At 71.4% G+C, this 22,602-nt stretch carries 16 protein-coding genes and 3 rRNA genes; 4 read left to right on the top strand and 15 right to left on the bottom strand.

The genetic code is table 11. The features are described from left to right. Positions 1 to 11: 11 nt before the first annotated feature. The 3 genes from ATJ88_RS07990 to ATJ88_RS07980 all read left to right on the top strand — a co-directional run bounded on the left by ATJ88_RS07990 (position 12) and on the right by ATJ88_RS07980 (position 2,831). A complete protein-coding gene (locus tag ATJ88_RS07990; RefSeq protein WP_098463370.1) occupies positions 12 to 974 on the top strand; it encodes an ABC transporter ATP-binding protein in 963 nt (320 codons plus the stop codon). Beyond that, the gene (locus tag ATJ88_RS07985; RefSeq protein WP_098463369.1) at positions 971 to 1,759 is read left to right on the top strand and encodes an ABC transporter permease; all 789 of its coding nucleotides are present in this window, start codon (positions 971 to 973) and stop codon (positions 1,757 to 1,759) included. The genes ATJ88_RS07990 and ATJ88_RS07985 overlap by 4 nt, the downstream gene beginning before the upstream one ends. A gap of 100 nt (positions 1,760 to 1,859) precedes the next feature. Then, positions 1,860 to 2,831: a COX15/CtaA family protein gene (locus ATJ88_RS07980; RefSeq protein WP_245852233.1), complete on the top strand. Its 972-nt coding sequence runs from the start codon at positions 1,860 to 1,862 to the stop codon at positions 2,829 to 2,831. Between the two features lie 85 nt (positions 2,832 to 2,916). On the opposite strand, the gene ATJ88_RS07975 is transcribed toward ATJ88_RS07980, so the two are convergent. From ATJ88_RS07975 to ATJ88_RS07920, 12 genes are all read right to left on the bottom strand, one after another. Then, entirely contained in the window at positions 2,917 to 3,567 is a 651-nt protein-coding gene (locus ATJ88_RS07975; RefSeq protein WP_098463368.1) for an NUDIX domain-containing protein, read from the bottom strand. Further along, entirely contained in the window at positions 3,564 to 5,252 is a 1,689-nt protein-coding gene (locus ATJ88_RS07970; RefSeq protein WP_098463367.1) for a CTP synthase, read from the bottom strand. Before ATJ88_RS07970 ends, ATJ88_RS07975 begins: the two co-directional genes overlap by 4 nt. A 123-nt stretch (positions 5,253 to 5,375) precedes the next feature. Further along, positions 5,376 to 7,073: a murein biosynthesis integral membrane protein MurJ gene (murJ, locus tag ATJ88_RS07965; RefSeq protein WP_098463366.1), complete on the bottom strand. Its 1,698-nt coding sequence runs from the start codon at positions 7,071 to 7,073 to the stop codon at positions 5,376 to 5,378. Continuing rightward, positions 7,070 to 7,957, bottom strand: a complete 888-nt coding sequence (locus ATJ88_RS07960; RefSeq protein WP_098463365.1) for a hypothetical protein — start codon at positions 7,955 to 7,957, stop codon at positions 7,070 to 7,072. Before ATJ88_RS07960 ends, murJ begins: the two co-directional genes overlap by 4 nt. Further along, on the bottom strand, positions 7,957 to 8,961 hold the full coding sequence (locus ATJ88_RS07955) for a copper transporter (RefSeq protein ID WP_170023559.1): 1,005 nt from the start codon (positions 8,959 to 8,961) through the stop codon (positions 7,957 to 7,959). The genes ATJ88_RS07960 and ATJ88_RS07955 overlap by 1 nt, the downstream gene beginning before the upstream one ends. A 44-nt stretch (positions 8,962 to 9,005) precedes the next feature. Then, a complete protein-coding gene (steA, locus tag ATJ88_RS07950) occupies positions 9,006 to 10,199 on the bottom strand; it encodes a putative cytokinetic ring protein SteA (protein WP_098463363.1) in 1,194 nt (397 codons plus the stop codon). A 6-nt stretch (positions 10,200 to 10,205) separates the two neighbouring features. Then, entirely contained in the window at positions 10,206 to 11,909 is a 1,704-nt protein-coding gene (gene recN / locus ATJ88_RS07945) for a DNA repair protein RecN (protein WP_098463362.1), read from the bottom strand. 1 nt (position 11,910) lies between these two features. After that, entirely contained in the window at positions 11,911 to 12,852 is a 942-nt protein-coding gene (locus ATJ88_RS07940; RefSeq protein WP_098463361.1) for an NAD kinase, read from the bottom strand. Continuing rightward, positions 12,849 to 13,715, bottom strand: coding sequence for a TlyA family RNA methyltransferase (locus ATJ88_RS07935; protein WP_342744841.1), 867 nt, complete (start codon positions 13,713 to 13,715; stop codon positions 12,849 to 12,851). The genes ATJ88_RS07940 and ATJ88_RS07935 overlap by 4 nt, the downstream gene beginning before the upstream one ends. Before the next feature lie 14 nt (positions 13,716 to 13,729). Next, positions 13,730 to 13,921 carry a hypothetical protein gene (locus tag ATJ88_RS07930; RefSeq protein ID WP_098463359.1) on the bottom strand — a complete coding sequence of 64 codons (192 nt, stop codon included), beginning with the start codon at positions 13,919 to 13,921 and terminating at the stop codon, positions 13,730 to 13,732. A 73-nt stretch (positions 13,922 to 13,994) separates the two neighbouring features. Then, positions 13,995 to 15,008: an HAD-IIA family hydrolase gene (locus tag ATJ88_RS07925; protein ID WP_098463358.1), complete on the bottom strand. Its 1,014-nt coding sequence runs from the start codon at positions 15,006 to 15,008 to the stop codon at positions 13,995 to 13,997. Continuing rightward, the gene (locus tag ATJ88_RS07920; RefSeq protein ID WP_141538629.1) at positions 15,005 to 15,817 is read right to left on the bottom strand and encodes a hypothetical protein; all 813 of its coding nucleotides are present in this window, start codon (positions 15,815 to 15,817) and stop codon (positions 15,005 to 15,007) included. Before ATJ88_RS07920 ends, ATJ88_RS07925 begins: the two co-directional genes overlap by 4 nt. A 207-nt stretch (positions 15,818 to 16,024) precedes the next feature. On the opposite strand from ATJ88_RS07920, the gene ATJ88_RS18050 reads away from it, so the two are divergent. Further along, positions 16,025 to 17,011, top strand: coding sequence for a hypothetical protein (locus tag ATJ88_RS18050; RefSeq protein WP_141538628.1), 987 nt, complete (start codon positions 16,025 to 16,027; stop codon positions 17,009 to 17,011). 5 nt (positions 17,012 to 17,016) lie between these two features. On the opposite strand, the gene rrf is transcribed toward ATJ88_RS18050, so the two are convergent. The 3 genes from rrf to ATJ88_RS07900 form a co-directional block, all read right to left on the bottom strand. Then, a 5S ribosomal RNA gene (gene rrf / locus ATJ88_RS07910) occupies positions 17,017 to 17,133 on the bottom strand. 115 nt (positions 17,134 to 17,248) lie between these two features. Further along, positions 17,249 to 20,362, bottom strand: a 23S ribosomal RNA gene (locus tag ATJ88_RS07905). 513 nt (positions 20,363 to 20,875) lie between these two features. Next, positions 20,876 to 22,394, bottom strand: a 16S ribosomal RNA gene (locus tag ATJ88_RS07900). Together the 16S, 23S and 5S rRNA genes form the textbook arrangement of a ribosomal RNA operon. Positions 22,395 to 22,602 lie beyond the last annotated feature (208 nt).

Below are 22,602 nucleotides of genomic sequence, written 5' to 3'. Positions count from 1 at the left end.
AGAATCCTCGGGTGCCCACCACCGTCCCGCCAGTCGAGGCCGCCGTCGTCGTGCACCGGCTGCGCAAGACGTACGGGGGCCGCGACGTCGTCGACGGCCTCGACCTGCACGCCGCGGCCGGCGAGGTGACCGCCGTCCTGGGTCCCAACGGGGCGGGCAAGACCACCACGGTCGAGTGCTGCGAAGGACTGCGCTCCCCCGACGGCGGCACGGTGCGCGTGCTCGGGCTGGACCCGGTCACGGACGCCGTGCGGCTGCGTCCCCGGGTCGGCGTCATGCTGCAGGACGGCGGGCTGCCGACCGGCGTGCGCGCGCTCGAGATGCTGCGCCACGTCGCGGCGATGTACGCCGCGCCGCGCGACGTCGGCGAGCTCGCCGAACGGCTCGGCCTGCACGCCTTCGCCCGCACTACGGTGCGGCGGCTGTCCGGCGGGCAGCGGCAGCGGCTCGCGCTGGCCGCGGCCGTCGTCGGACGCCCGGAGGTCGTGTTCCTCGACGAGCCCAGCGCGGGCATGGACCCGCAGTCCCGGCACGCCGTGTGGGACCTGGTGCGCGAGCTGCGCGCCGACGGCGTCGCGGTGGTCCTCACGACGCACCTCATGGACGAGGCGGAGGACCTCGCCGACCGGGTGCACGTCGTCGACCACGGCCGCGTCATCGCGTCCGGCTCGGTGCCGGAGCTGCTCGCGGCGGACGCCGACGGCCCCGCCCCCACGGTGCGGGTCGACGTCACCGCGGAGGTCGACGACGCGGCGCTGACGGCGCACCTCACGACCACGCTGCCCGGCACCACCTGGCACGTGTCCCGCACCGACCCCGGCACCTACCAGGTGTCGGGACCGACGTCCCCCACGGCGGTCGCCGCCGTGACCGCCGCGCTCGCGGACCAGGACGTCCTCGTCCGTCGCCTGAGCGTCGGACGGCGCACCCTGGAGGACGTGTTCCTCGACCTCACCGGACGGCACCTGCGATGACGACCCCGACGACCTCCCCCACGACGACCGCCCCGGCTCCCGGTGCCGCCCCCGCGTGGCGCCGCGTCGCCGCCCAGGCGTCGTTCGAGACGCGGGCGATCCTGCGCAACGGCGAGCAGCTGCTGGTGACGGTCGTCGTGCCGGTCCTGCTGCTGGTCGGCCTGGTGCGCACGTCGTTGGTCGAGCTCGACACCGGCGGTGCGACGCGCGTCGACTTCGTCACCCCGGGCGTGCTGGCACTGGCGTGCGTGACGACCGCCTTCACGTCCCAGTCGATCGCGACGGCGTTCGACCGCCGCAACGGCGTCCTGCGGCTGCTCGCCACCACCCCGCTCGGCCGCGGCGGCCTGCTCGCGGGCAAGGTGCTCGGCGTGCTCGCCGTCGAGGCGGTGCAGGTGGTCGTCATCACGGCCGTCGCCCTCGCGATGGGCTGGGAACCGGTGCTCGCGGGGATCCTCCCCGCGGTCGGCCTCCTCCTGCTCGGCACCGCGGCGTTCACGGCCCTGGCGCTGCTGCTCGCCGGGACGCTGCGCGCCGAGGGCGTGCTCGCCGTCGCGAACCTCGTCCTGGTGCTCCTCGTCGTGGGCGGCGGGCTGATCGTCCCCCCGTCGGAGCTGCCCGGCGTGCTCGCGCACGTGGCGGCGTTCCTGCCGTCGGGAGCGCTCGGCGAGGGCCTGCGCGGGGCCCTGACAGGCGCCGGGGTGCCGCCCCTGAGCGTCATGGTGCTGCTCGCGTGGACCGCGGCGTTCGGCGCCGGGGCCAGCCGTCTGTTCCGCTGGCACTGACACGCCCGCCCCCGCGGGTCGGCCACGGACGGACCAATCTCACAGCCGTCGGCGCCCGACGACGCCCGGCCGCCGTGACGACGGGCACTACCGTGGACCCGTGAGCACCCCCGCCCCCGCCGAGCCCGTGGGCTCCGCCCCCGCCCCGACGCCAGCGCCCCTCCGGTTCGCCCGCTTCCGCGGCTGGACCCGCGGCGTGCTCGTCGCGAACGTCGTCGGGCAGATCGCCATCATCGTCACCGGCGGTGCCGTGCGCCTCACGGACTCCGGCCTCGGGTGCTCCACCTGGCCGCACTGCGAGCCCGGCCGGTTCACGCCCGTGCTGCACGAGGCCACCTCGATCCACCCGTACGTCGAGTTCGGCAACCGGCTCATCACGTTCGTGCTCGCGGCCATCGCCATCGCCGTGCTGCTGCTCGTGTGGACGGACCGGCGCCGCTCCCCCGAGTACCGCGTCCTCGGCTTCGTGCCGCTCGCCGGGGTGGTCGCCCAGGCCCTCATCGGCGGCGTGGTGGTCCTCCTGCACCTGCACCCCGGCTGGGTGTCCCTGCACTTCGGGGTGTCTGCGGCGCTGGTGTGGTTCAGCGCGTACCTGCTGCGCCGGCACGGCGAGGGCGACGGCGCCCCCGTCCGGCTCGGCGCGCCCGCCCTGACGGTCGTCGGGGGCGTGCTCACCGCCCTCATGGCGGCCGTCGTGGTGCTCGGCGTGCTCGTCACCGGTGCCGGCCCGCACTCGGGCGACACCGAGGTCGGCTACCGCCTCGCCCTCGACCCGTACCTCGTGACCCGCGCGCACTCCGCCACCGTCTGGCTGTTCGTCGCCACGCTCGTCGTGCTGCTCGTGCTGATGCGCCGGCTGTCCCGCCAGGGCACCACCGACGCCGGGACCGTCGACCGGGCCTGGCGCGCGGCCTGGCTGCTCGTCGTCGTCACCCTCGCGCAGGCCCTGGTGGGCTATGTCCAGTACTTCACCGGTCTGCCCGAGATCCTGGTCGGCGTGCACATGCTCGGCGCGGGCCTGCTCGTGTGGGCCACGGCGAACGCCGTCCTCAAGCTGCGCACACGGGCCTGACCCCTCCCGCACGACGAAGGCCGGCTCCCTCGACGGGAGCCGGCCTTCGTCGTCCGAGGGCGCAGAGCCGCCCGCGCCGCGGGCGTCAGTCGGGCAGCGTGCCCCGTCGGTGCGGCCACGCGGCGTCGGCGGCGCGCAACGACGTCCAGCCGCCGGCACGGCTCGCCGCGGCCGCCAGCACGCCGACGCAGGCGGCCGGGTTGTGGAGCTCGCCCGCCAGGACCAGCGCCACGGCGTCGTCGAGCGGCACCCACCGGGTGACGATCTCCGCCTCCTCACCCGTGCGCTCGTGGCGGTCGGCGTCGGGTACCGGGGCGACGTCGCGGGCCAGGAACACCCGCAGCGCCTCGTTGCTCGCCCCCGGCGTCGTCGCGAAGTCGACGAGCGTGTCCCAGCGGGCCGCCGTGAGGTCCGCCTCCTCGGCGAGCTCGCGGGCGGCGGCGTCCACCGCGGGCTCACCGACGACGTCGAGCAGCCCCGCCGGGATCTCCCACATGCGGGTCCGCACCGCGTGCCGGTACTGGCGCAGCAGCAGGACGCGGTCCTGCTCGTCCAGCACGACCACGGCGACCGCGCCCGGGTGGTCGAGGTACTCCCGGGACACGGTCCCGGCGCCCCCGAGATCGACCCGGTCGCGCACCAGGTCGAAGATCGCCCCGGTGTGCAGGACCTCGCGGTCCAGCACCGGGCGCGGCTCGACCCGGTCCGCGACCGGCTCCTGCGGCGCGGTCGTCACGCGCCGCCGCCCTGGCGCACCAGCGCCGCGGCGACGAGGCCCCGGAACAGCGGGTGCGAGCCCGTGGGGCGCGACATGAACTCCGGGTGCGCCTGCGTGCTCACGTAGTACGGGTGGACGTCCGCGGGCAGCTCGACGAACTCGACGAGGTTGCCGTCCGGCGACGTGCCGGAGATCCGCAGACCCGCCTCCTCGAGACGGTCGCGGTACTGGTTGTTCACCTCGTAGCGGTGCCGGTGCCGCTCGGAGACCTCGGTCGAGCCGTAGGTCTTCGCGACGACCGAGTCGTCGGCGAGCGTCGCGGTGTACGCGCCGAGACGCATCGTGCCGCCCAGGTCGCCGTCGCCGCCCACGATCGCGAGCTGCTCGGCCATGGTCGCGATGACGGGGTTCGCCGAGTCGGAGTCGAACTCCGTGGAGGAGGCGTCCGCGAGACCGAGGACGTTGCGGGCGTACTCGATGACCATCGACTGCAGGCCCAGGCAGATGCCGAGCGTCGGCACGAGGTTCTCCCGCGCCCAGCGCAGCGCGCCCACCTTGCCGTCGATGCCGCGCACGCCGAACCCGCCCGGCACGAGGATCGCGTCGACGCCCGCCAGGGCCTCCTGCGCGCCCGCGGGGGTCTGGCAGTCGTCCGCCGCCACCCAGCGGATCGCGACGCGGGTGTCGTTGTCGAACCCGCCCGCGCGCAGCGCCTCGGTGACCGACAGGTAGGCGTCGGGCAGGTCGATGTACTTGCCGACCAGCGCGATCTCGACGTTGTGCTCCGGCTCGTGCACGCGCTCGAGCAGGCGGGTCCAGCCGCCCCACTCGACGTCGTGGAACGGCAGGTCGAGGCGGCGCACCACGTAGGCGTCCAGGCCCTCGGAGTGCAGCACCCGCGGGATGTCGTAGATGCTCGGCGCGTCCGCAGCGTTGACCACGGCCTCGTTGTCGACGTCGCACATCAGCGCGATCTTGCGCTTGATGCCCTCGGGGACCACGCGGTCGGAGCGCAGCACGATCGCGTCCGGCTGGATGCCGATCGAGCGCAGGGCGGCCACCGAGTGCTGGGTCGGCTTGGTCTTCAGCTCGCCGGACGGGCCGATGTAGGGCACCAGGGAGACGTGCAGGAAGAAGCAGTCGTCGCGGCCGAGCTCGTGGCGCACCTGACGCGCGGCCTCGAGGAACGGCTGCGACTCGATGTCGCCGACCGTGCCACCGATCTCGGTGATGATGACGTCGACCTCGGGGCCGGCCTGGTCCCGCATGCGCGACTTGATCTCGTCGGTGATGTGCGGGATGACCTGCACGGTGTCACCGAGGTACTCGCCGCGGCGCTCCTTGGCGATGACGCGCGAGTACACCTGGCCGGTGGTGACGTTGGACGACGCGGGCAGCTCGACGTCGAGGAAGCGCTCGTAGTGGCCGATGTCCAGGTCGGTCTCGGCGCCGTCGGCGGTGACGAACACCTCGCCGTGCTGGAACGGGTTCATGGTGCCCGGGTCCACGTTGAGGTACGGGTCGAGCTTCTGCATCGTGACGCGCAGGCCGCGGGACCGCAGCAGCCGGCCGAGGGAGGACGCCGTCAGGCCCTTGCCGAGCGAGGAGGCGACACCGCCCGTCACGAAGATGTGTCGCGTCTGGTGCGTCGCACCGGCGCGGCTGGAGGAGCGGGACGAGGTTCGGTTCAGGGTGTCAGCCACGGAACTCCATGCTAACCGAGGTCTCCCCCGGCGGCGTGCCGGAACCGCCCCTCGGCGCCGTGCCGTTCGGCACACGCCGGCCCGACCGGGTCCGCCCCACGCCCCCACCGGCGCAGGTGCGGGTCAGCGACGCCGCAACCGCCGGCCCGCGGCGGCGACGCGAGCGCGCACGTCACGGTCCGTCGCGGCCGCGACCAGCAGCACGACGAGGGCGGCCAGGAGGCCCGCCACCAGCCCGAGACCGATGTCCGCGACAGCGGCGCCGAGGTCGAACGGCGTCTCGACCGGCGTGCCGTCCGCACCGCCGGGGCCGACGGCGACCGCCCGGTTCTGCACCGGCACGGCCCAGCGCCCCAGCACGGCCCCGACCGCCCCGGCGAGCACCACGACCACCAGGGTCCGCACGACGCGTTCGAGCGCGCCCCGCCCCAGCCGGACGCGGACGGCCAGCAGGAGTGCCCCGCCGGCGACGACCATCCCGACGGTGGTCGCCCCGCCGAGCCAGGCGAGCACCTGCTCCTGGGTGCTGCCCGGCGTCGGGTCGCCGGCGCCCGCGAACATCGGCACGGCCAGCCACACGCCGACGGCCACGACGCCCCAGCCCGCGACGGTCGCGACGACGGCCGCCCGCCCCGCGTCCACGGCGTACAGCACGCGCGACAGCTGCAGGATGAGCGCGTAGCCGACCAGGCCCGGAGCCATCCACGTGAGGGTGCCGGCGAGCCCGCCCGCGTCGCCGTACTCGATGACGAGGTCGAACACGTTCTCGACGAAGGGTGCCGCGGCGACGAGCGCCGCGGCACCGGCCGCCGTCACCACGACCAGGACGCGGGTCGTCGTCGAGACGAGGCGTGCGAGGTCGTCGTGGAGCCGTCGCGCCGCGAGCTCGGAGAACCGCGGGAACGCGCTGGTCGCGATGGGGAACGCGAGGACGGCGTAGGGCAGGAGGTAGACCTGCTGGGCGTACAGGAAGATCGTCCATGCCCCGGACCCGCCCGCCTCGTTCGCGGCGGTCATGGTCGCGAGCAGCGCGAGCTGCTGCGCGACGAGCGCCCCGATGCCGGCGGACGCCAGGCGGGCGGCACGGTGTCCCTCGCCCGCGGGGAACCGCAGCGTGGGGCGCAGTCGCAGACCGGTGCGCAGCACGGGCACGAGCAGCGGCAGCGCGAGGAACGCCACGCCCGCCGTCGTGCCCCAGGCGAGCCAGCCGAGCGCCTGCGACGACAGCGCGGCGACGTCGGTCTGGTGGCCGTCGGCCAGCGTGTCGAACCGCGCGTACACGCCGATGACGACGAGGCTCGACACCAGCGGCGCGAACGCGGGCCAGAAGAACCGGTTGTGCGCCTGCAGCATCCCGCCCAGCACGACGGCGAGCCCGTACAGCGGCACCTGGACGGCGAACACCCGCAGGAAGTCCGCGGCCACCGCCGTGTCGACCGGGTCGCCGAGCCGCAGCAGCCCCGCGATCGGGTCCGCGAGCAGCGCCATGACTCCGGCGAGCGGCACCAGCACCAGCAGCGTCCAGCCGAGCAGGGCGGACGCCGTGCGGGAGGCCTGCTCCCGGTCGCCGCGCACGAGGTAGCCGGACAGCAGCGGCACGACGGCGCCCGCCAGCGCGCCGCCGGCGGCGACCTCGAACAGGACGTTGGGCAGCAGGTTCGCCGCGTTGAACGGTGCGTCGATGCCGCCCGTGCCGAGGTAGCTCGCCTGGGCGAGCCAGCGTCCGAACCCGACGAGGCGGCTCGCCAGCGTGACCACGGTGATGAGGGCCGCCGCCCCGGCGAGGGTCGTGGCGGCGCGACGCCCGCCGGCCCCGGTCACCCGGGCAGGCCTCCGCCGTCCGGCCCCGCGGCGTCGGCCGCCTGCGGGGCGGTGTCCGCGGGACGTCGACCGAGCGTGTCGAGGCGGCGGAGCCACGCGGTGCGCTCGATGACGGCTGAGAAGCTCACCTTCTCCGAGGCGAGGGTGAGGGCGACGACCCCGCCGAGCGCCGCGACGCGGACCGCGCGAGGCGCACCGAGCGCCCACCGGGTGCCGACGTACGCACCGAGCGCGTTCGCGCCGCCGTCCCCGAGCATGTCGCGCTCACCCAGGTCGTCGGCCGCGGCCGCCGACGCTGCGCCGAGCAGCGCGCCGCTGCCGGCCGGCGACGCCGCCACGGGCAGCGTGAGCAGCGCCGAGGCCTTGAGGGCGCGCCCCGGGCGCAGGTCGAGGAGGTTCACCAGGTTGGCCGTCCCGGCTACGAGCGCGCCGTTGACCAGCACGTCGGCCGCGTGAGCCGTGGCGCTCCCCCGGCGGGGGGTGCCGACCGCGGCCGCGAGGAGCCCGGACGCGCCGATCCCGAGGACCTTGAGACCGCCGGTCGTCAGCCGGCCCTCGGCGAGCGCGCCGAGGTGGCCGCGCAGCCCCTTCGTGCGCGTCGTCGTGTCCTCGGCGAGGTCGTCCACCACACCGAACGCACCGGCGGCCGCCGTCGCGAGCGCCGTGGCGGCACGGGCCCGGGCGGGACCGGGACCCACGAGGGTCCCTGCGACCAGGCCGGCGGCGACCGCCGGGCCCTCCAGCATCGACACGGGCTCGCCACGGTGGTTCGTGCGGGTCCAGCGCTCCGCGCCGCCGGGCGGGGACGGGTCGAGCGAGCGTCGCACCGCCACCGTCGCGGTGGCGGCGACGACCGCCGCGAGCCCGGCCCGCAGGACACCCATCAGGAGCCCTCGCCGTCGGTCCCGGCGTCCGTCCCGCTGCCCGCCCGGTCGGCGAGGTCGACCGCCGGGGGCACCACGGCGGCGTCGTCCTCGAACCCGTACTGGCCGACCTCGCCCACGTACTGCGCGGCCAGGGCGAGCGGCACGTTCAGCCGCATGAGCTCCTGCTCGATCCCGCTGACGGTGCTCAGCACGCCCGTGGCGGTCTCGTCCGACCGCAGGTCCGCGACCAGGTCGCCGTCGACCGCGGTCGGTCCGGCCACGACCACCGTGCCCGCCGCCGCCTGCAGCGCGAGCACCGCGCCGACCGCGTCCACGTCCTCCGGCACCTCCGACGACTCGGTCGCGGCGACGTCCTCGGCCTCCGTGCCCGCCGACAGCAGCAGGACGGCCTCCGCGGGCGCCGACGGTGCGAACCGCGACTCGATGAGACCCACCTGGGACAGCAGCTGGTAGAGCTCGACGGCGCGCGTGCTGCGCGACTCCGAGCCCTCCGCGTCCGCCTCGGTGAGCGCGACCCCCAGCACCGAGCCCAGCACCTGCGCCGTGGTGGCGTCCCCCTCGACCACGCCGTCGAGCCGGCCGCGCTGGCCGTCCGCGACGGTGCCGCGCAGCACGGCGTCACCGGCGGACGTCCACGCCCCCGTCATCGACGACTGCGCGACGACCCGGGCGCCCGCGGCCTCGAGCTGCGCCACGACCTCGGCCTCGCGGGTCCCCGAGACGCCGTCCACGTCGACGACGGCGACGCGCACGTCCTCCAGCGAGCCGTCGACGAGCTCGGCACCGGCGGCGAGCGCGTACGCGCTCTGCTCGTCGCGGGCGGCCTCCGCCTCGGACAGCGAGTCGCGCAGCGCGGTGCGCTCCACGCGCAGCGCCTCCACCTGGTCGGTGAGCTGGTCACCGATCGCGTTCTGCAGCGGGCCGGCGCCCAGGATGATGCCGACCGCCAGAGCGAGGAAGACGGAGATCAGCGAGACGAGGTGGTACCGGAAGTCGATCACGGCGTGCGGGTGCTCCTTGGTTCGGGTGGGGGTCGGTCCGGGGGTCAGCCGCCGAAGAGACTACCCACCCACGAGACGATGTCGTCGATCTGGGCGCCGACGAGACCGAAGGCGGTCTGACCTGCGGACGTCGACCACAGCGCGGCGAGGACCGCGGCGACGCCGGCGGCGGACAGGAGCGTGAGCTGCAGGTTCGAGATCCGGGTCCGGTAGAGCCGGGAGACGCCCTTGGCGTCCACCAGCTTGCCGCCCACCCGCAGCCGGGTGAGGAACGTGCTCGCCATGCCCGCGCGACCCTTGTCGAGGAACTCGACCAGGGTCGCGTGCGTGCCGACCGCGACGATCAGCTCGGCGTCCTTGTCGTCCGCGAGCAGCATCGCGATGTCCTCGCTCGTGCCGGTCGCGGGGAAGACCACCGGGTCCACGCCGAGGGCCCGCACCCGCTCCAGGCCGGGGGCGCTGCCGTCGCGGTAGGCGTGCACCACGATCTCCGCGCCGCACGACAGCGCCTTGTCGGTGACGGAGTCCATGTCGCCGACGATCATGTCCGGGCGCAGGCCCGCGTCGAGGATGGCGTCCGCGCCGCCGTCCACGCCCACCAGGACGGGCCGGTTCTCCGCGATGTACGGCCGCAGCATCGCGAGGTCCTCGCGGTAGTGGTAGCCGCGCACCACGATGAGGACGTGCCGCCCCTCGAAGACGGTGCGCACGTCCGGCACGCCCACCCCGTCCAGCAGGAGGTCGCGCTCGCGCCGCAGGTACGACAGGGTGTTCTCGGCGAACCGTTCGATCTCGTCGGACAGCCCGACCCGCGCATCCGCCTGCTCGGCCGCCACCGTCTCGGCCGTCTGCCGCTTGCCGGACGCGAACCGCACGCCGTCGACGAAGACGTCGCCGCCGTCGACCACCACGGCCGCCCCCTCGGGGACGGTCATGACCTCCGGGCCGATGTCGTCGACCAGCACGACGCCCGCCTGCACCAGGATGTCCGGCCCCGCGTTCGGGTAGCGCCCGGTCGTCGACCGGGCGGCGTTGAGCACGGCCGTGGGGGCCGCGGCGACGAGCGCGTCGGCGGCGACCCGGTCGATGTCGGCGTGGTCGATGACGGCCACGTCACCGGGCTTCAGCCGCTTCGTGAGGTCCTTGGTGCGGGCGCCGACACGCGCCGGGCCGCCGGGCCCGGTGACGTCGGTGCTGGTGTCGTGGCCACGATCGGCCCGGCGCAGGAGAGGTCTCATCGCCGCCTATCGTCCCACGTCCGACGACTCCAGGAGCTCGAGCGCGTGCTGCCGGGCGGACTCGGACTCGTCCTGGCCGGACAGCATCCGCGCCAGCTCCCGCACCCGCTCGTCGTCGGTCACCGGCCGGACGCCGGTCACCGTCGCCTCGTCGGGCGACCCTGTGGACTTCGTCACCACGAGGTGGGTGTCCGCGAACGCCGCGACCTGCGCCAGGTGCGTGACGACCACCACCTGCGTGGTCCGCGCGAGGACCGCGAGGCGACGACCGACCTCGACGGCGGCGCGACCGCCCACCCCCGCGTCGACCTCGTCGAAGACGAAGGTGGGCAGCACCGACTCCTCGCCGGCGGTGGCGAGCGCCACCTCGACGGCGAGCATCACCCGGGACAGCTCGCCACCGGACGCGCCCTTGCCCAGCGGGCGCGGCGGAGCGCCCGGGTGAGGCACCAGGAGGAACGACACCTGGTCCGCGCCGGACGGTCCGGGCTCCCCCGCCACGACCTCCACCTGCAGCCGGGCACCGGACATCGCCAGGCCGGCCAGCTCCGCGGTGACGGACTCCGCCAGGCGCCCCGCCGCCTCCTGGCGGGCCGCCGAGATCCCGTCCGCGAGGGCGGCGAGCTCCGCGTCCAGCTCCGTCACCCGGTCCTGCATGCCCCGGACCCGGTCCCCGCCGTCGTCCAGGTCGAGCAGCCGCAGCCCCGCCTCGGAGGCCCAGCGCAGCACGTCGTCGACGCTCGCGCCGTAGCTGCGGGTCAGGGAGCCCAGCGCCGCCAGGCGGGTGTGCGCCGTCTCGAGCGCGGCCGGGTCGGCCTGCAGGTCCGCGACGTAGGAGGACAGCTCGGTGGCGACGTCCGCCAGCAGGTAGCCCGCCTCGGCCAGCCGCGTCGCCTGGTCGGCGAGCGCCGGGTCGTCCGCCGCCGCGGCCTCCAGGGCGCGCCGGGCGCGCTCCACCGCGTGCACGGCCGACCCCTCGGTCTCGACGTCGTCGCCAGCGACGGCGTCGTGCGCCTCCTGCGCGCCCTGGCGCAGCGACTCGGCGTTGCCGAGACGCGCCACGAGCGCGGTGAGCTCGGCGTCCTCGCCCGGCTGGGGGTCGACCCGCTCGATCTCCGCGAGGCCGAGCCGCAGCAGCTCGGCCTCCCGGGCCCGCTCGGCGGCGCGCGCCGTGAGGTCGTCGATCTCCTGCTGGAGGCCGGTGCGCTCGGTCCACGCCGCCCGGTACTTCTCCAGGGTCGCCGCGTGCTCGTTCCCCGCGAACCGGTCCAGCGCCTCACGCTGCTTGCCGGGGGTCCGCAGCCGGAGCTGGTCCGCCTGCCCGTGGACCGTCACGATCTCGTCGGCGATCTCCGCCAACACGCCCTGCGGGACGCCCCGGCCGCCCAGGTGCGCCCGCGAGCGGCCCGCGGCGACGGTCCGCACGACCACGACCGTGCCGTCGTCGTCGACCGCGCCGCCCGCCTCGTCGACGCGCCCCGCGACCACCGGGTGCCGGCTGAGGTCGATCCGGCCCTCGACGACGGCCCGCTCGGCGCCGGGCCGCACGGTCGCGGGGTCGGCCTTGCCGCCCATGAGCAGCCCGAGCCCCGTGAGGACCATCGTCTTGCCCGCACCGGTCTCGCCCGTGATGACGGTCAGGCCGGCCGACAACGGCACCCGGGCGGCACGGATCACCCCCAGGTCCTCGATCGCGATCTCCTCGAGCACCTCACCACTCCTCTCGACGGTGCGCCTGCTCGGTGTCCCGGCGCGCGGCCGCCTCGTCGGCGGCCTCCCGCCAGCCGATCACCGGCAGGGAGAACTTGGACACGAGCCGGTCCGTGAAGGGGGCGTGGGTCAGCCGGGCGAAGCGCAGCGGGACCTCACCGCGGCGCACCTCCATCCGGGAACCCGCGGGCAGATCGATGCTGCGTCGCCCGTCGCAGGTCAGCACCCCGTCCACGGGGCTGCGGTCCAGCACCTGCACCGCGAGCTCCGACCGGGGCCCGATGACGAGCGGGCGCGCGAACAGGGCGTGCGCCGCCAGCGGCACCACGAGCACGGCGTCCACGTCGGGCCACATGACCGGACCGCCCGCGGAGAACGCGTGCGCCGTCGAACCGGTCGCCGTGGAGATGACGACGCCGTCGCACCCGAACGAGCTCAGCGGACGGCCGTCCACGGCGATGCCGACCTCGAGCATCCGCTCGCGGCGGGCCTTCTCCACGGTCGCCTCGTTGAGCGCCCAGCCGGTGACCGGCTCGTCCCGGTCGGGGCGGTGCACGAGCACGTCCACGACGTGCCGCTCCTCGACGACGTAGTCGCGGTCCGCGACACGGCGCACCGCGTCGTGGAGGTTGTCCCGCTCCGACTCCGCGAGGAAGCCGACGTGGCCCAGGTTCACGCCGAGCAGGGGCACGTCGGTGCCGTGCGTCAGCTCGGCCGCGCGCAGGATCGTCCCGTCGCCGCCGAGCACCATGACGACCTCGGACTCCGTGACGCCCTCCCGCGTGCGTGCCTCGAGCGCGGGGTCGCCGAAGGAGGCGGCCAGGTCGTCGTCGTGGAGCGTCACCTCGAACCCGGCGGACTTCAGCTCGGCGACGGCCTCGGCCGTCGCCGCGACCGCCTGGGGGCGTCCGCCGTGCGTCACGATGAGGATGCGTCGGCTCATCGGTCTCCTCCGTCCGTCGACCCGCACGCGACGACGGGCGGCACGCCGTGGGGTTCCCACGCCACGGCGGTGGTGGCTGCGGCCCGCAGGGCGGCGACGTCGACCTCGACCGGTCCGTCGACACGCTCGAACCAGCAGAAGAACTCCCGGTTGCCCGACGGCCCCGGCAGCGGGCTCGGCACGACCGCGCGCGGCACCAGGCCCTCCGCCGCACCGGAGCGCGCGACGGTCACGACCGCCTCGACCTGCTGGGCGGGGTCACGCACGACCCCACCGGAACCCAACCGCTCACGGCCCACCTCGAACTGCGGCTTGACGAGCAGGAGGACGGCCGTGCCCAGGGGTGCCACCCGCGCCACCGCCGGCAGCACGAGGACCAGCGAGATGAAGGACAGGTCCCCCACGACGACGTCGGGGACCACGTCGAGGTCCGCGGCGGTGAGCTCGCGGACGTTGAACCCCTCTACCACGGTGACCCGGTCGTCGGCGCGCAACGCCGGGACGAGCTGCCCGTGACCGACGTCCAGCGCGACCACCGACGAGGCCCCACGGCGCAGCAGCACGTCGGTGAAGCCACCGGTGGACGCCCCGAGGTCGAGGCAGCGCGCACCCGGGACACGAGCGGTGAGATGCCGCCCCGCCGGGTCGGCGTCCAGCGCCTCGAGCGTCCCGGCCAGCTTGCCGCCCGCACGGGACGCCCAGCCCGGGTCCTGCGGGTCCGTCTCCACCTCGAGCAGCACCGACGCGGGCACCTGCACCGAGGGCTTCGTCAGGACCGCCCCGTCGGCGCGCACCCGCCCCGCGGCCACCAGCTCACCGGCCTGCCGGCGGGACCGGGCCAGACCGCGCCGCACGAGTTCCACGTCGGCACGATCCGTCATCGGGCCCCCGCCCCGGCGGACGTCCCGTCCGTGCCCGGGTCGTCGATCCGGGCACGCAGGGCGCGCTCCACGGCCTCGAACCGCGCGACGTGCTCCGCCGTGGGGACGGCGTCCAGGTCGTGCAGCGTCGCGAGCGGGTCGGCGGGGTCCGGGGTGCTGGGGGTTGCCTGGTCGGCGTCCTGGGACATGTCCTCTCCTGGGTCGGTCGGGTCAACGCTACCGCCTGCGCGACGCCGCTCCGGGGCGCCGCACAGGCGGGCGTCAGACCGTGATCCGGGGCACCCCGGACGGTTCGAGCGTCACGCCCTCGTCGGCCGCCGCCCACGCCGCCGCACACGCGGCACGCACCAGGTCGATGCCCTGCGGGCCCTCCCGGTCCGCCTCGAGGATGCCGTCGACGACGCGGGCGCCGCGGTCGCCGCACCGCCACCAGCCGTCCGCCGCAGGCTCCGGCAGCGGGTGCGGCTCCAGCAGGGCCCGCAGGTCCGCGCCGACGTAGTGCGGGCGCAGGTCAGGGGACGCCAGGACGGCGTCACGCGCGCTCGACACGCCCGTCAGCACGTGCAGCCCCGGGTACCCGCCGGCCCGGGCACCTGCCAGGTCGGTGTCGAGCCGGTCCCCGATCACCAGGGGACGCTCCGCCCCGACGCGCTCCACGGCCAGTCGGTACATCGTCGGGGCCGGCTTGCCCGCGCTGTCCGGCTCGACGCCCGTGGCGGCCACGACGGCCGCCACCAGCGCGCCGTTGCCCGGGGCGAAGCCGCGGGCCGTGGGCAACGAGAGGTCACGGTTGCTCGCCACGTGCCACGCCCCGCCGGCGACGGCGTACGCCGCCTCCGCGAGATCGCTCCACCCGAGCTCGGGCGCGAAGCCCTGGGCGACCGCGTCCGGGGCGTCGTCCGCCCCCGACGCCAGGCGGAAGCCCGCCTGCTCCACCGCGGTGACCAGCCCGCGGCCGCCCACCACCAGCACCGAGGCGCCCGGCTCCAGGCGGGTGCGCAGCAGCGCCGCGCACGCCTGCGCGGCCGTCATGACCTCGTCCGGGGCCGTCGGGATGTCCAGCCCCGACAGCTGCTCCGCGACGTCCTCCGGCTCCCGCGACGCGTTGTTCGTCACGAACAGCAGCCGCAGGCCCCGCTCCCGCGCCCCGACCAGGCTGGCCGATGCGTGCTCGATCGGCAGGTGACCGTGGTAGGCCACCCCGTCGAGGTCGACCAGCGCGAGGTCGTGGCCGTCCGCGAGGGGGACGTCGCTCCCGAGGAGCCCCGCCGTCACCGGCGGTCCTCGGCGTCGTCCTCCTCGCCGGGGGCGTCCCCGGCGGAGGGCTCGTCCACCTCGGCCTCGGCGGAGGTGGTGCCCACGTCCTCGGGCTCCGCGGTGGCGGGCTCCTCAGCGTCCGTGCCGGACTCTTCGAGGTCGGACTCGTCGAGGTCGGCGTCCTCGTCGAAGGCGTCGAACACGACGACCTCCTCGTCCTCCTCGACCTCGCCCGACACGCGCGCCAGCGCGACCGGGTCGACCCGCGAGAGGAGCTCGGCGGCCTCCGCCTCACGACCGGCCGCCTCGAGCGCGACCGCACGTGCCTGGACGACCCGGATTCCGAGGTCACCCTGACGCTCGGCCGCCGGGATCTTGTCGAGCACCGCAAGTGCCGCGTCGTGCTCACCCAGGTCGCTGCGCGCGCCCGAGACGACGATGGCCAGCTCGGTCCGGCCCTCCGCGTCGAGGGTCTGCGCCTCGTCCGACGCTGCGAGGGCGACGGCACGCTCCGGGCGTCCGAGGCCGCGCTCGCAGTCCGCCATGATCGGCAGGTGCTCCGACGAGCCGTTCAGTCGGCGCACAGTGCGCAGCTCACGCAGCGCCTCCGCGTAACGACCCGTGTGGTAAGCAGTGAGACCGGCGGCCTCACGCACCACGTCCACGCGCCCACCACGGCTCACCGCCGCCTGGGCGTGCTCGTACGCCAGCTCGGGGTCGGCGTCGACGAGGCGGCCCGCCATCACCAGGTGAGCCCCCACCCACTCGGCGTTCTCCTTGGTCAGCCCGCGCAGCCGCTCGCGCGCCGCCTTGTCCAGCTGGCGCATGCTGACGTCCTCCGGCAGCTCCGGACCGGACGGGCGCACCGGCTGGTCCGCGTGCGGGCGGTCCCCGTCACGACGCGCACCGGGGCCACCCGAACGACGGTCATCCCTCGCCCCGCCTCGAGGGGCACCGGACGGACGCCCCCCACGGCGGTCGTCACGCTGGAAACCACCGGAGGAACGCCGGTCACCGCCACGCTCGTCGCGACCGTGCCCGCCGCCCGACGGCCTGCTCCCGCGGTCGTCACGCTGGTAGCCGCCACCGGCAGGACGACGGTCGCCGCCGCGCTCGTCCCGGCTGTAGCCGCCGGAGGAACGACGGTCGTCGCGCCCGTAGCCGCCACCGGCCGGGCGGTCGCGTCGGTCACCGCCGCGCTCGTCGCGGTTGTAGCCGCCGGAGGAACGACGGTCGTCGCGCCCGTAGCCCCCGCCCGCAGGACGGCCGCCACGGTCGTCACGCTGGTAACCGCCACCGGCCGGGCGCTCGCGTCGGTCTCCACGGCGCTCGTCACGGCTGTAGCCGCCACCGGAAGGACGACGGTCGCCGCCGCGCTCGTCCCGGTTGGAGCTGCTCGGGCCACGGCGGTCGTCGCGGCCGTAGCCACCACCCGCAGGACGACCGCCACGGTCGTCACGCTGGTAGCCGCCACCGGACGCACGGCGGTCGCCGCCGCGCTCGTCGCGCTGGAAACCGGAGCCGGCGGCCCGTTCGCGTCGGTCACCGCCCCGCTCGTCGCGGTTGTAGCTTCCGGAGGAACGACGGTCGTCGCGTCCGTAGGCACCGCCCCCAGGGCGACCGCCACGGTCGTCGCGCTGATAGCCACCGCCGGCGCGGCGGTCGTCACGGCCGTGGCCGCCCGCGCTGCGGCGCTCGCCGCCACGATCGTCACGGCTCGAGCCGGACCCGTCGGAGCGACGAGGCGCGTCGTGGCGGGGCCCGCCGGAACGACGGTGGGTGCCGCTGTCCCGGCCCCGATCGCTGCCGCCCTCTCGGGGGCGGCGCGGCTCGCGGCCGTCCTCGCGGGAGCTCTCGTTGCGCGGCGTGTCGTTCATGTCTTCCTCTCGTCAGAACCGACGAACGATCATCCCACGGCTGTTCGACCGGGTGCGCGCTGTGGGGGTTGTCCGGGTTCGTCGTCCCGTGTGGTGTGCAGAGCAGTCAGGCCCCCCAACCGGTGGTTGGGGGGCCTGCTGTGAAGGGTGTCCGGCGGCGTCCTACTCTCCCACCCCGTCTCCAGGGCAGTACCATCGGCGCTGTAGGGCTGAGCTTCCGGGTTCGGGATGGGACCGGGCGTTTCCCCTACGCTATGACCGCCGTAACGTTATCGAGTTGTCAGGGTTCCCCCCAGTGTTGGCACCCGTGGTCGTGGGGTGTGGGGGGTGGTGCCCGTTTCTCGGGAACCGCACAGTGGACGCGTGCATGCAAGTGAATGTGTGTGAAGTTGTCGGCTGATTAGTACCGGTCAGCTGCGACAGTCTTTGGTCCTGTCTTCCACTTCCGGCCTATCTACCCAGTGGTCTAGCTGGGTGCCTTCACAGAAACAAGTTCTGTTGGAAACCTCATCTTGAAGCAGGCTTCCCGCTTAGATGCTTTCAGCGGTTATCCCTTCCGAACGTAGCGAACCAGCGGTGCTCCTGGCGGAACAACTGGCATACCAGAGGTTCGTCCGTCCCGGTCCTCTCGTACTAGGGACAGCCCTTCTCAAGTTTCCTGCGCGCGCAGCGGATAGGGACCGAACTGTCTCACGACGTTCTAAACCCAGCTCGCGTGCCGCTTTAATGGGCGAACAGCCCAACCCTTGGGACCTACTCCAGCCCCAGGATGCGACGAGCCGACATCGAGGTGCCAAACCATCCCGTCGATATGGACTCTTGGGGAAGATCAGCCTGTTATCCCCGGGGTACCTTTTATCCGTTGAGCGACGGCGCTTCCACAAGCCACCGCCGGATCACTAGTTCCGACTTTCGTCCCTGCTCGACCTGTCGGTCTCACAGTCAAGCTCCCTTGTGCACTTGCACTCGACACCTGATTGCCAACCAGGCTGAGGGAACCTTTGAGCGCCTCCGTTACATTTTGGGAGGCAACCGCCCCAGTTAAACTACCCACCAGGCACTGTCCCTGGTCCGGATCACGGACCGAGGTTAGATGGTCGATGCGGTCAGAGTGGTATTTCAACGGCGACTCCACTCGCGCTGGCGCGCGGGTTTCATAGTCTCCCACCTATCCTACACAAACCGCACCGAACACCAATACCAAGCTATAGTAAAGGTCCCGGGGTCTTTCCGTCCTGCTGCGCGTAACGAGCATCTTTACTCGTAGTGCAATTTCGCCGAGTTCGCGGTTGAGACAGCGGAGAAGTCGTTACGCCATTCGTGCAGGTCGGAACTTACCCGACAAGGAATTTCGCTACCTTAGGATGGTTATAGTTACCACCGCCGTTTACTGGGGCTTAAATTCTGGGCTTCGCCGAAGCTGACCCGTCCTCTTAACCTTCCAGCACCGGGCAGGCGTCAGTCCGTATACATCGTCTTGCGACTTAGCACGGACCTGTGTTTTTAGTAAACAGTCGCTTCTCCCTGGTCTCTGCGGCCCTCACCGCGTCCCACCGCTAGGGTGTTGACGGATCAGGCCCCCCTTCTCCCGAAGTTACGGGGGCATTTTGCCGAGTTCCTTAACCACGATTATCTCGATCGCCTTAGTATTCTCTACCTGACCACCTGAGTCGGTTTGGGGTACGGGCGGCTAGAACCTCGCGTCGAGGCTTTTCTTGGCAGCATAGGATCACCCGTTTCCCGCATACGCGGTCACTGTCAGCTCTCACCCTGGTGCTTCGCGGATTTGCCTACGAAGCGGGCTACGGCCTTGGACGTGGTCTACCATCGCCACGCCGGGCTACCTTCCTGCGTCACCCCTGTTAATACGCTTACCTACTACCGGTTCGGGTCCCACGCCGCCGGCAGCGGTGTGGTCCGAAGACCACGGTGCTGCCCTTGGGGCGGTTAGCATCACCGGATTCGGTATGGGCGGTTCTTCGCCGGTAGGAGAATATCAACTCCTTGTCCATCGACTACGCCTGTCGGCCTCGCCTTAGGTCCCGACTTACCCAGGGCGGATTAACCTGGCCCTGGAACCCTTGGTCATTCGGCGGACGGGTTTCTCACCCGTCATTCGCTACTCATGCCTGCATTCTCACTCGTGTGGCCTCCACCGCTGGATCACTCCGCGGCTTCACTGCCCACACGACGCTCCCCTACCCACCCACACGCCTGAACACCGATCAAGTCGGTGCTGGGCAAAGTGTGAGTGCCACGGCTTCGGCGGTGTACTTGAGCCCCGCTACATTGTCGGCGCGGAATCACTTGACCAGTGAGCTATTACGCACTCTTTCAAGGGTGGCTGCTTCTAAGCCAACCTCCTGGTTGTCTGTGCAACTCCACATCCTTTCCCACTGAGCACACGCTTAGGGGCCTTAGCCGGTGGTCTGGGCTGTTTCCCTCTCGACTACGAAGCTTATCCCCCGCAGTCTCACTGCCACGCTCTGGCTTACCGGCATTCGGAGTTTGGCTGACGTCAGTAACCTGGTGGGGCCCATCGGCCATCCAGTAGCTCTACCTCCGGTAAGGAACGCGTGACGCTGCACCTAAATGCATTTCGGGGAGAACCAGCTATCACGAAGTTTGATTGGCCTTTCACCCCTAACCACAGGTCATCCCCTCAGTTTTCAACCTAAGTGGGTTCGGTCCTCCACGCCGTCTTACCGGCGCTTCAACCTGCCCATGGCTAGATCACTTCGCTTCGGGTCTAGACCCGGCGACTGAATCGCCCTCTTCGGACTCGCTTTCGCTACGGCTTCCCCACACGGGTTAACCTCGCCACCGAGCACTAACTCGCAGGCTCATTCTTCAAAAGGCACGCCGTCACCCCTGCTAAGGAGGCTCCGACGGATTGTAGGCACACGGTTTCAGGTACTATTTCACTCCCCTCCCGGGGTACTTTTCACCTTTCCCTCACGGTACTGGTCCGCTATCGGTCACTAGGTAGTATTTAGGCTTAGCAAGTGGTCTTGCCAGATTCACACGAGATTTCTCGGGCCCCGTGCTACTTGGGATCCCCTCCACCAGGCCGCACCATTTCGTCTACGGGACTCACACCCTCTACGGTCCGCCTTTCAATGCGGTTCGACTATGACACGGCTTTCTTACTGGCTGAAGAACTGTCAGATTCTTCCAGAAGGTCCCACAACCCCGTACGCGCAACGCCTGACAGCTTGACACGCGCACGGTTTGGCCTCATCCGCTTTCGCTCGCCACTACTCACGGAATATCTCTTCCTGCCGGTACTGAGATGTTTCACTTCCCGGCGTTCCCTCCACTCGCCCTATATATTCAGGCGAGGGTGACCGCACATGACTGCGGCCGGGTTCCCCCATTCGGACACCCTCGGATCACAGTTCGTTTGCCAACTCCCCGAGGCTTATCGCAGGCTACCACGTCCTTCTTCGGCTCCTAGTGCCAAGGCATCCACCGTGTGCCCTTAAAAACTTCGACACACACTACAAATATGCTACAGAAATCCAAGAAAACACATCACCACCCCGCAAGGGGAAGATGATGAGCTTGAACATCTGGGATGCTCGCGTCCACTGTGCAGTTCTCAAGCAACGGACGAACCCGCCGGCACCGATGCCACCAACCCCACCCCCCGGCAGCGGACCCACACCCTAGAGCGTGCGCACCCCCACCAGGCAGCCAGGCGGTATGACACCCACCGACGACCCGCGTCATGAAACCCCCGACCCATGGCCGGTTGCCTCAGGACCCAACAGTGTGCTCACCGACCCCCGACGACCGACCAGCGCGTTCCAGCCCCGCGAACGAGGCGTACTAGCACCAGCCACCCGCAGGCGACCGTAGTCAATGTTCCACCCAGAGCAGCCACCAGACGCACTGTCGGCGTCTCAAGCGGCCTGCATGGACCCCAGCTACGCGACCCGCCACCGACACCCACCCGAACGGGCGAGCCTTGCCGGCCACGAGCCACCAGGGCCACGTGCTCCTTAGAAAGGAGGTGATCCAGCCGCACCTTCCGGTACGGCTACCTTGTTACGACTTAGTCCCAATCGCCGGTCCCACCTTCGACCACTCCCCCCACAAGGGTTGGGCCATGGGCTTCGGGTGTTACCAACTTTCGTGACTTGACGGGCGGTGTGTACAAGGCCCGGGAACGTATTCACCGCAGCGTTGCTGATCTGCGATTACTAGCGACTCCGACTTCATGGGGTCGAGTTGCAGACCCCAATCCGAACTGAGACCGGCTTTTTGGGATTCGCTCCACCTTGCGGTATCGCAGCCCTCTGTACCGGCCATTGTAGCATGCGTGAAGCCCAAGACATAAGGGGCATGATGATTTGACGTCATCCCCGCCTTCCTCCGAGTTGACCCCGGCAGTCTCCTATGAGTCCCCGGCATAACCCGCTGGCAACATAGGACGAGGGTTGCGCTCGTTGCGGGACTTAACCCAACATCTCACGACACGAGCTGACGACAACCATGCACCACCTGTGCACCGACCTTACGGGGCACCCATCTCTGAGTGTTTCCGGTGCATGTCAAGCCTTGGTAAGGTTCTTCGCGTTGCATCGAATTAATCCGCATGCTCCGCCGCTTGTGCGGGCCCCCGTCAATTCCTTTGAGTTTTAGCCTTGCGGCCGTACTCCCCAGGCGGGGCACTTAATGCGTTAGCTGCGGCACGGAACTCGTGGAATGAGCCCCACACCTAGTGCCCAACGTTTACGGCATGGACTACCAGGGTATCTAATCCTGTTCGCTCCCCATGCTTTCGCTCCTCAGCGTCAGTTGCGGCCCAGAGACCTGCCTTCGCCATCGGTGTTCCTCCTGATATCTGCGCATTCCACCGCTACACCAGGAATTCCAGTCTCCCCTACCGCACTCTAGTCTGCCCGTACCCGATGCACGCCCCAGGTTGAGCCTGAGGTTTTCACACCAGACGCGACAAACCGCCTACGAGCTCTTTACGCCCAATAATTCCGGACAACGCTTGCGCCCTACGTATTACCGCGGCTGCTGGCACGTAGTTAGCCGGCGCTTCTTCTGCAGGTACCGTCACTTGCGCTTCTTCCCTGCTGAAAGAGGTTTACAACCCGAAGGCCGTCATCCCTCACGCGGCGTCGCTGCATCAGGCTTTCGCCCATTGTGCAATATTCCCCACTGCTGCCTCCCGTAGGAGTCTGGGCCGTGTCTCAGTCCCAGTGTGGCCGGTCGCCCTCTCAGGCCGGCTACCCGTCGACGCCTTGGTAGGCCATTACCCCACCAACAAGCTGATAGGCCGCGAGCCCATCCCCCACCGAAAAACTTTCCAACACCCGCCATGCAGCAGGCGCTCATATCCGGTATTAGACCCCGTTTCCAAGGCTTATCCCGAAGTGGAGGGCAGGTTGCTCACGTGTTACTCACCCGTTCGCCACTGATCCACCCAGCAAGCTGGGCTTCACCGTTCGACTTGCATGTGTTAAGCACGCCGCCAGCGTTCGTCCTGAGCCAGGATCAAACTCTCCGTGAAAGAGAGAAAAACACCACACACCCCAAGGAGCGTGCGATGCCAATCGATACTGGCCAGACAGCTAGCAAAAATCTAGATGTCCGATCCAAAGGAACCAATGAAGGTTCAATAAATTTGGCATTGACTATCAAGCACACTGTTGAGTTCTCAAACAACCGACGCACACCATCCGAAGCCCGAACCCTCGTCCGAACCCCGCCCGGGGCAA

It is taken from the genome of Isoptericola jiangsuensis (genome assembly GCF_002563715.1).
GTDB classification, from domain to species: domain Bacteria; phylum Actinomycetota; class Actinomycetes; order Actinomycetales; family Cellulomonadaceae; genus Isoptericola; species Isoptericola jiangsuensis.
Note: the sequence above shows the minus strand (reverse complement) of the source record. Positions and strands in the feature narration are given on the sequence as shown.

Coding starts and splice junctions, on each gene's coding strand:
- ATJ88_RS07920 (WP_141538629.1), bottom strand. CDS start 15,817: ATGCGCCAGCTGGACAAGGCGGCGCGCGAGCGGCTGCGCGGGCTGACC.
- ATJ88_RS07940 (WP_098463361.1), bottom strand. CDS start 12,852: ATGAGCCGACGCATCCTCATCGTGACGCACGGCGGACGCCCCCAGGCG.
- ATJ88_RS07960 (WP_098463365.1), bottom strand. CDS start 7,957: ATGGGTGTCCTGCGGGCCGGGCTCGCGGCGGTCGTCGCCGCCACCGCG.
- ATJ88_RS07930 (WP_098463359.1), bottom strand. CDS start 13,921: ATGTCCCAGGACGCCGACCAGGCAACCCCCAGCACCCCGGACCCCGCC.
- ATJ88_RS07985 (WP_098463369.1), top strand. CDS start 971: ATGACGACCCCGACGACCTCCCCCACGACGACCGCCCCGGCTCCCGGT.
- steA (WP_098463363.1), bottom strand. CDS start 10,199: ATGAGACCTCTCCTGCGCCGGGCCGATCGTGGCCACGACACCAGCACC.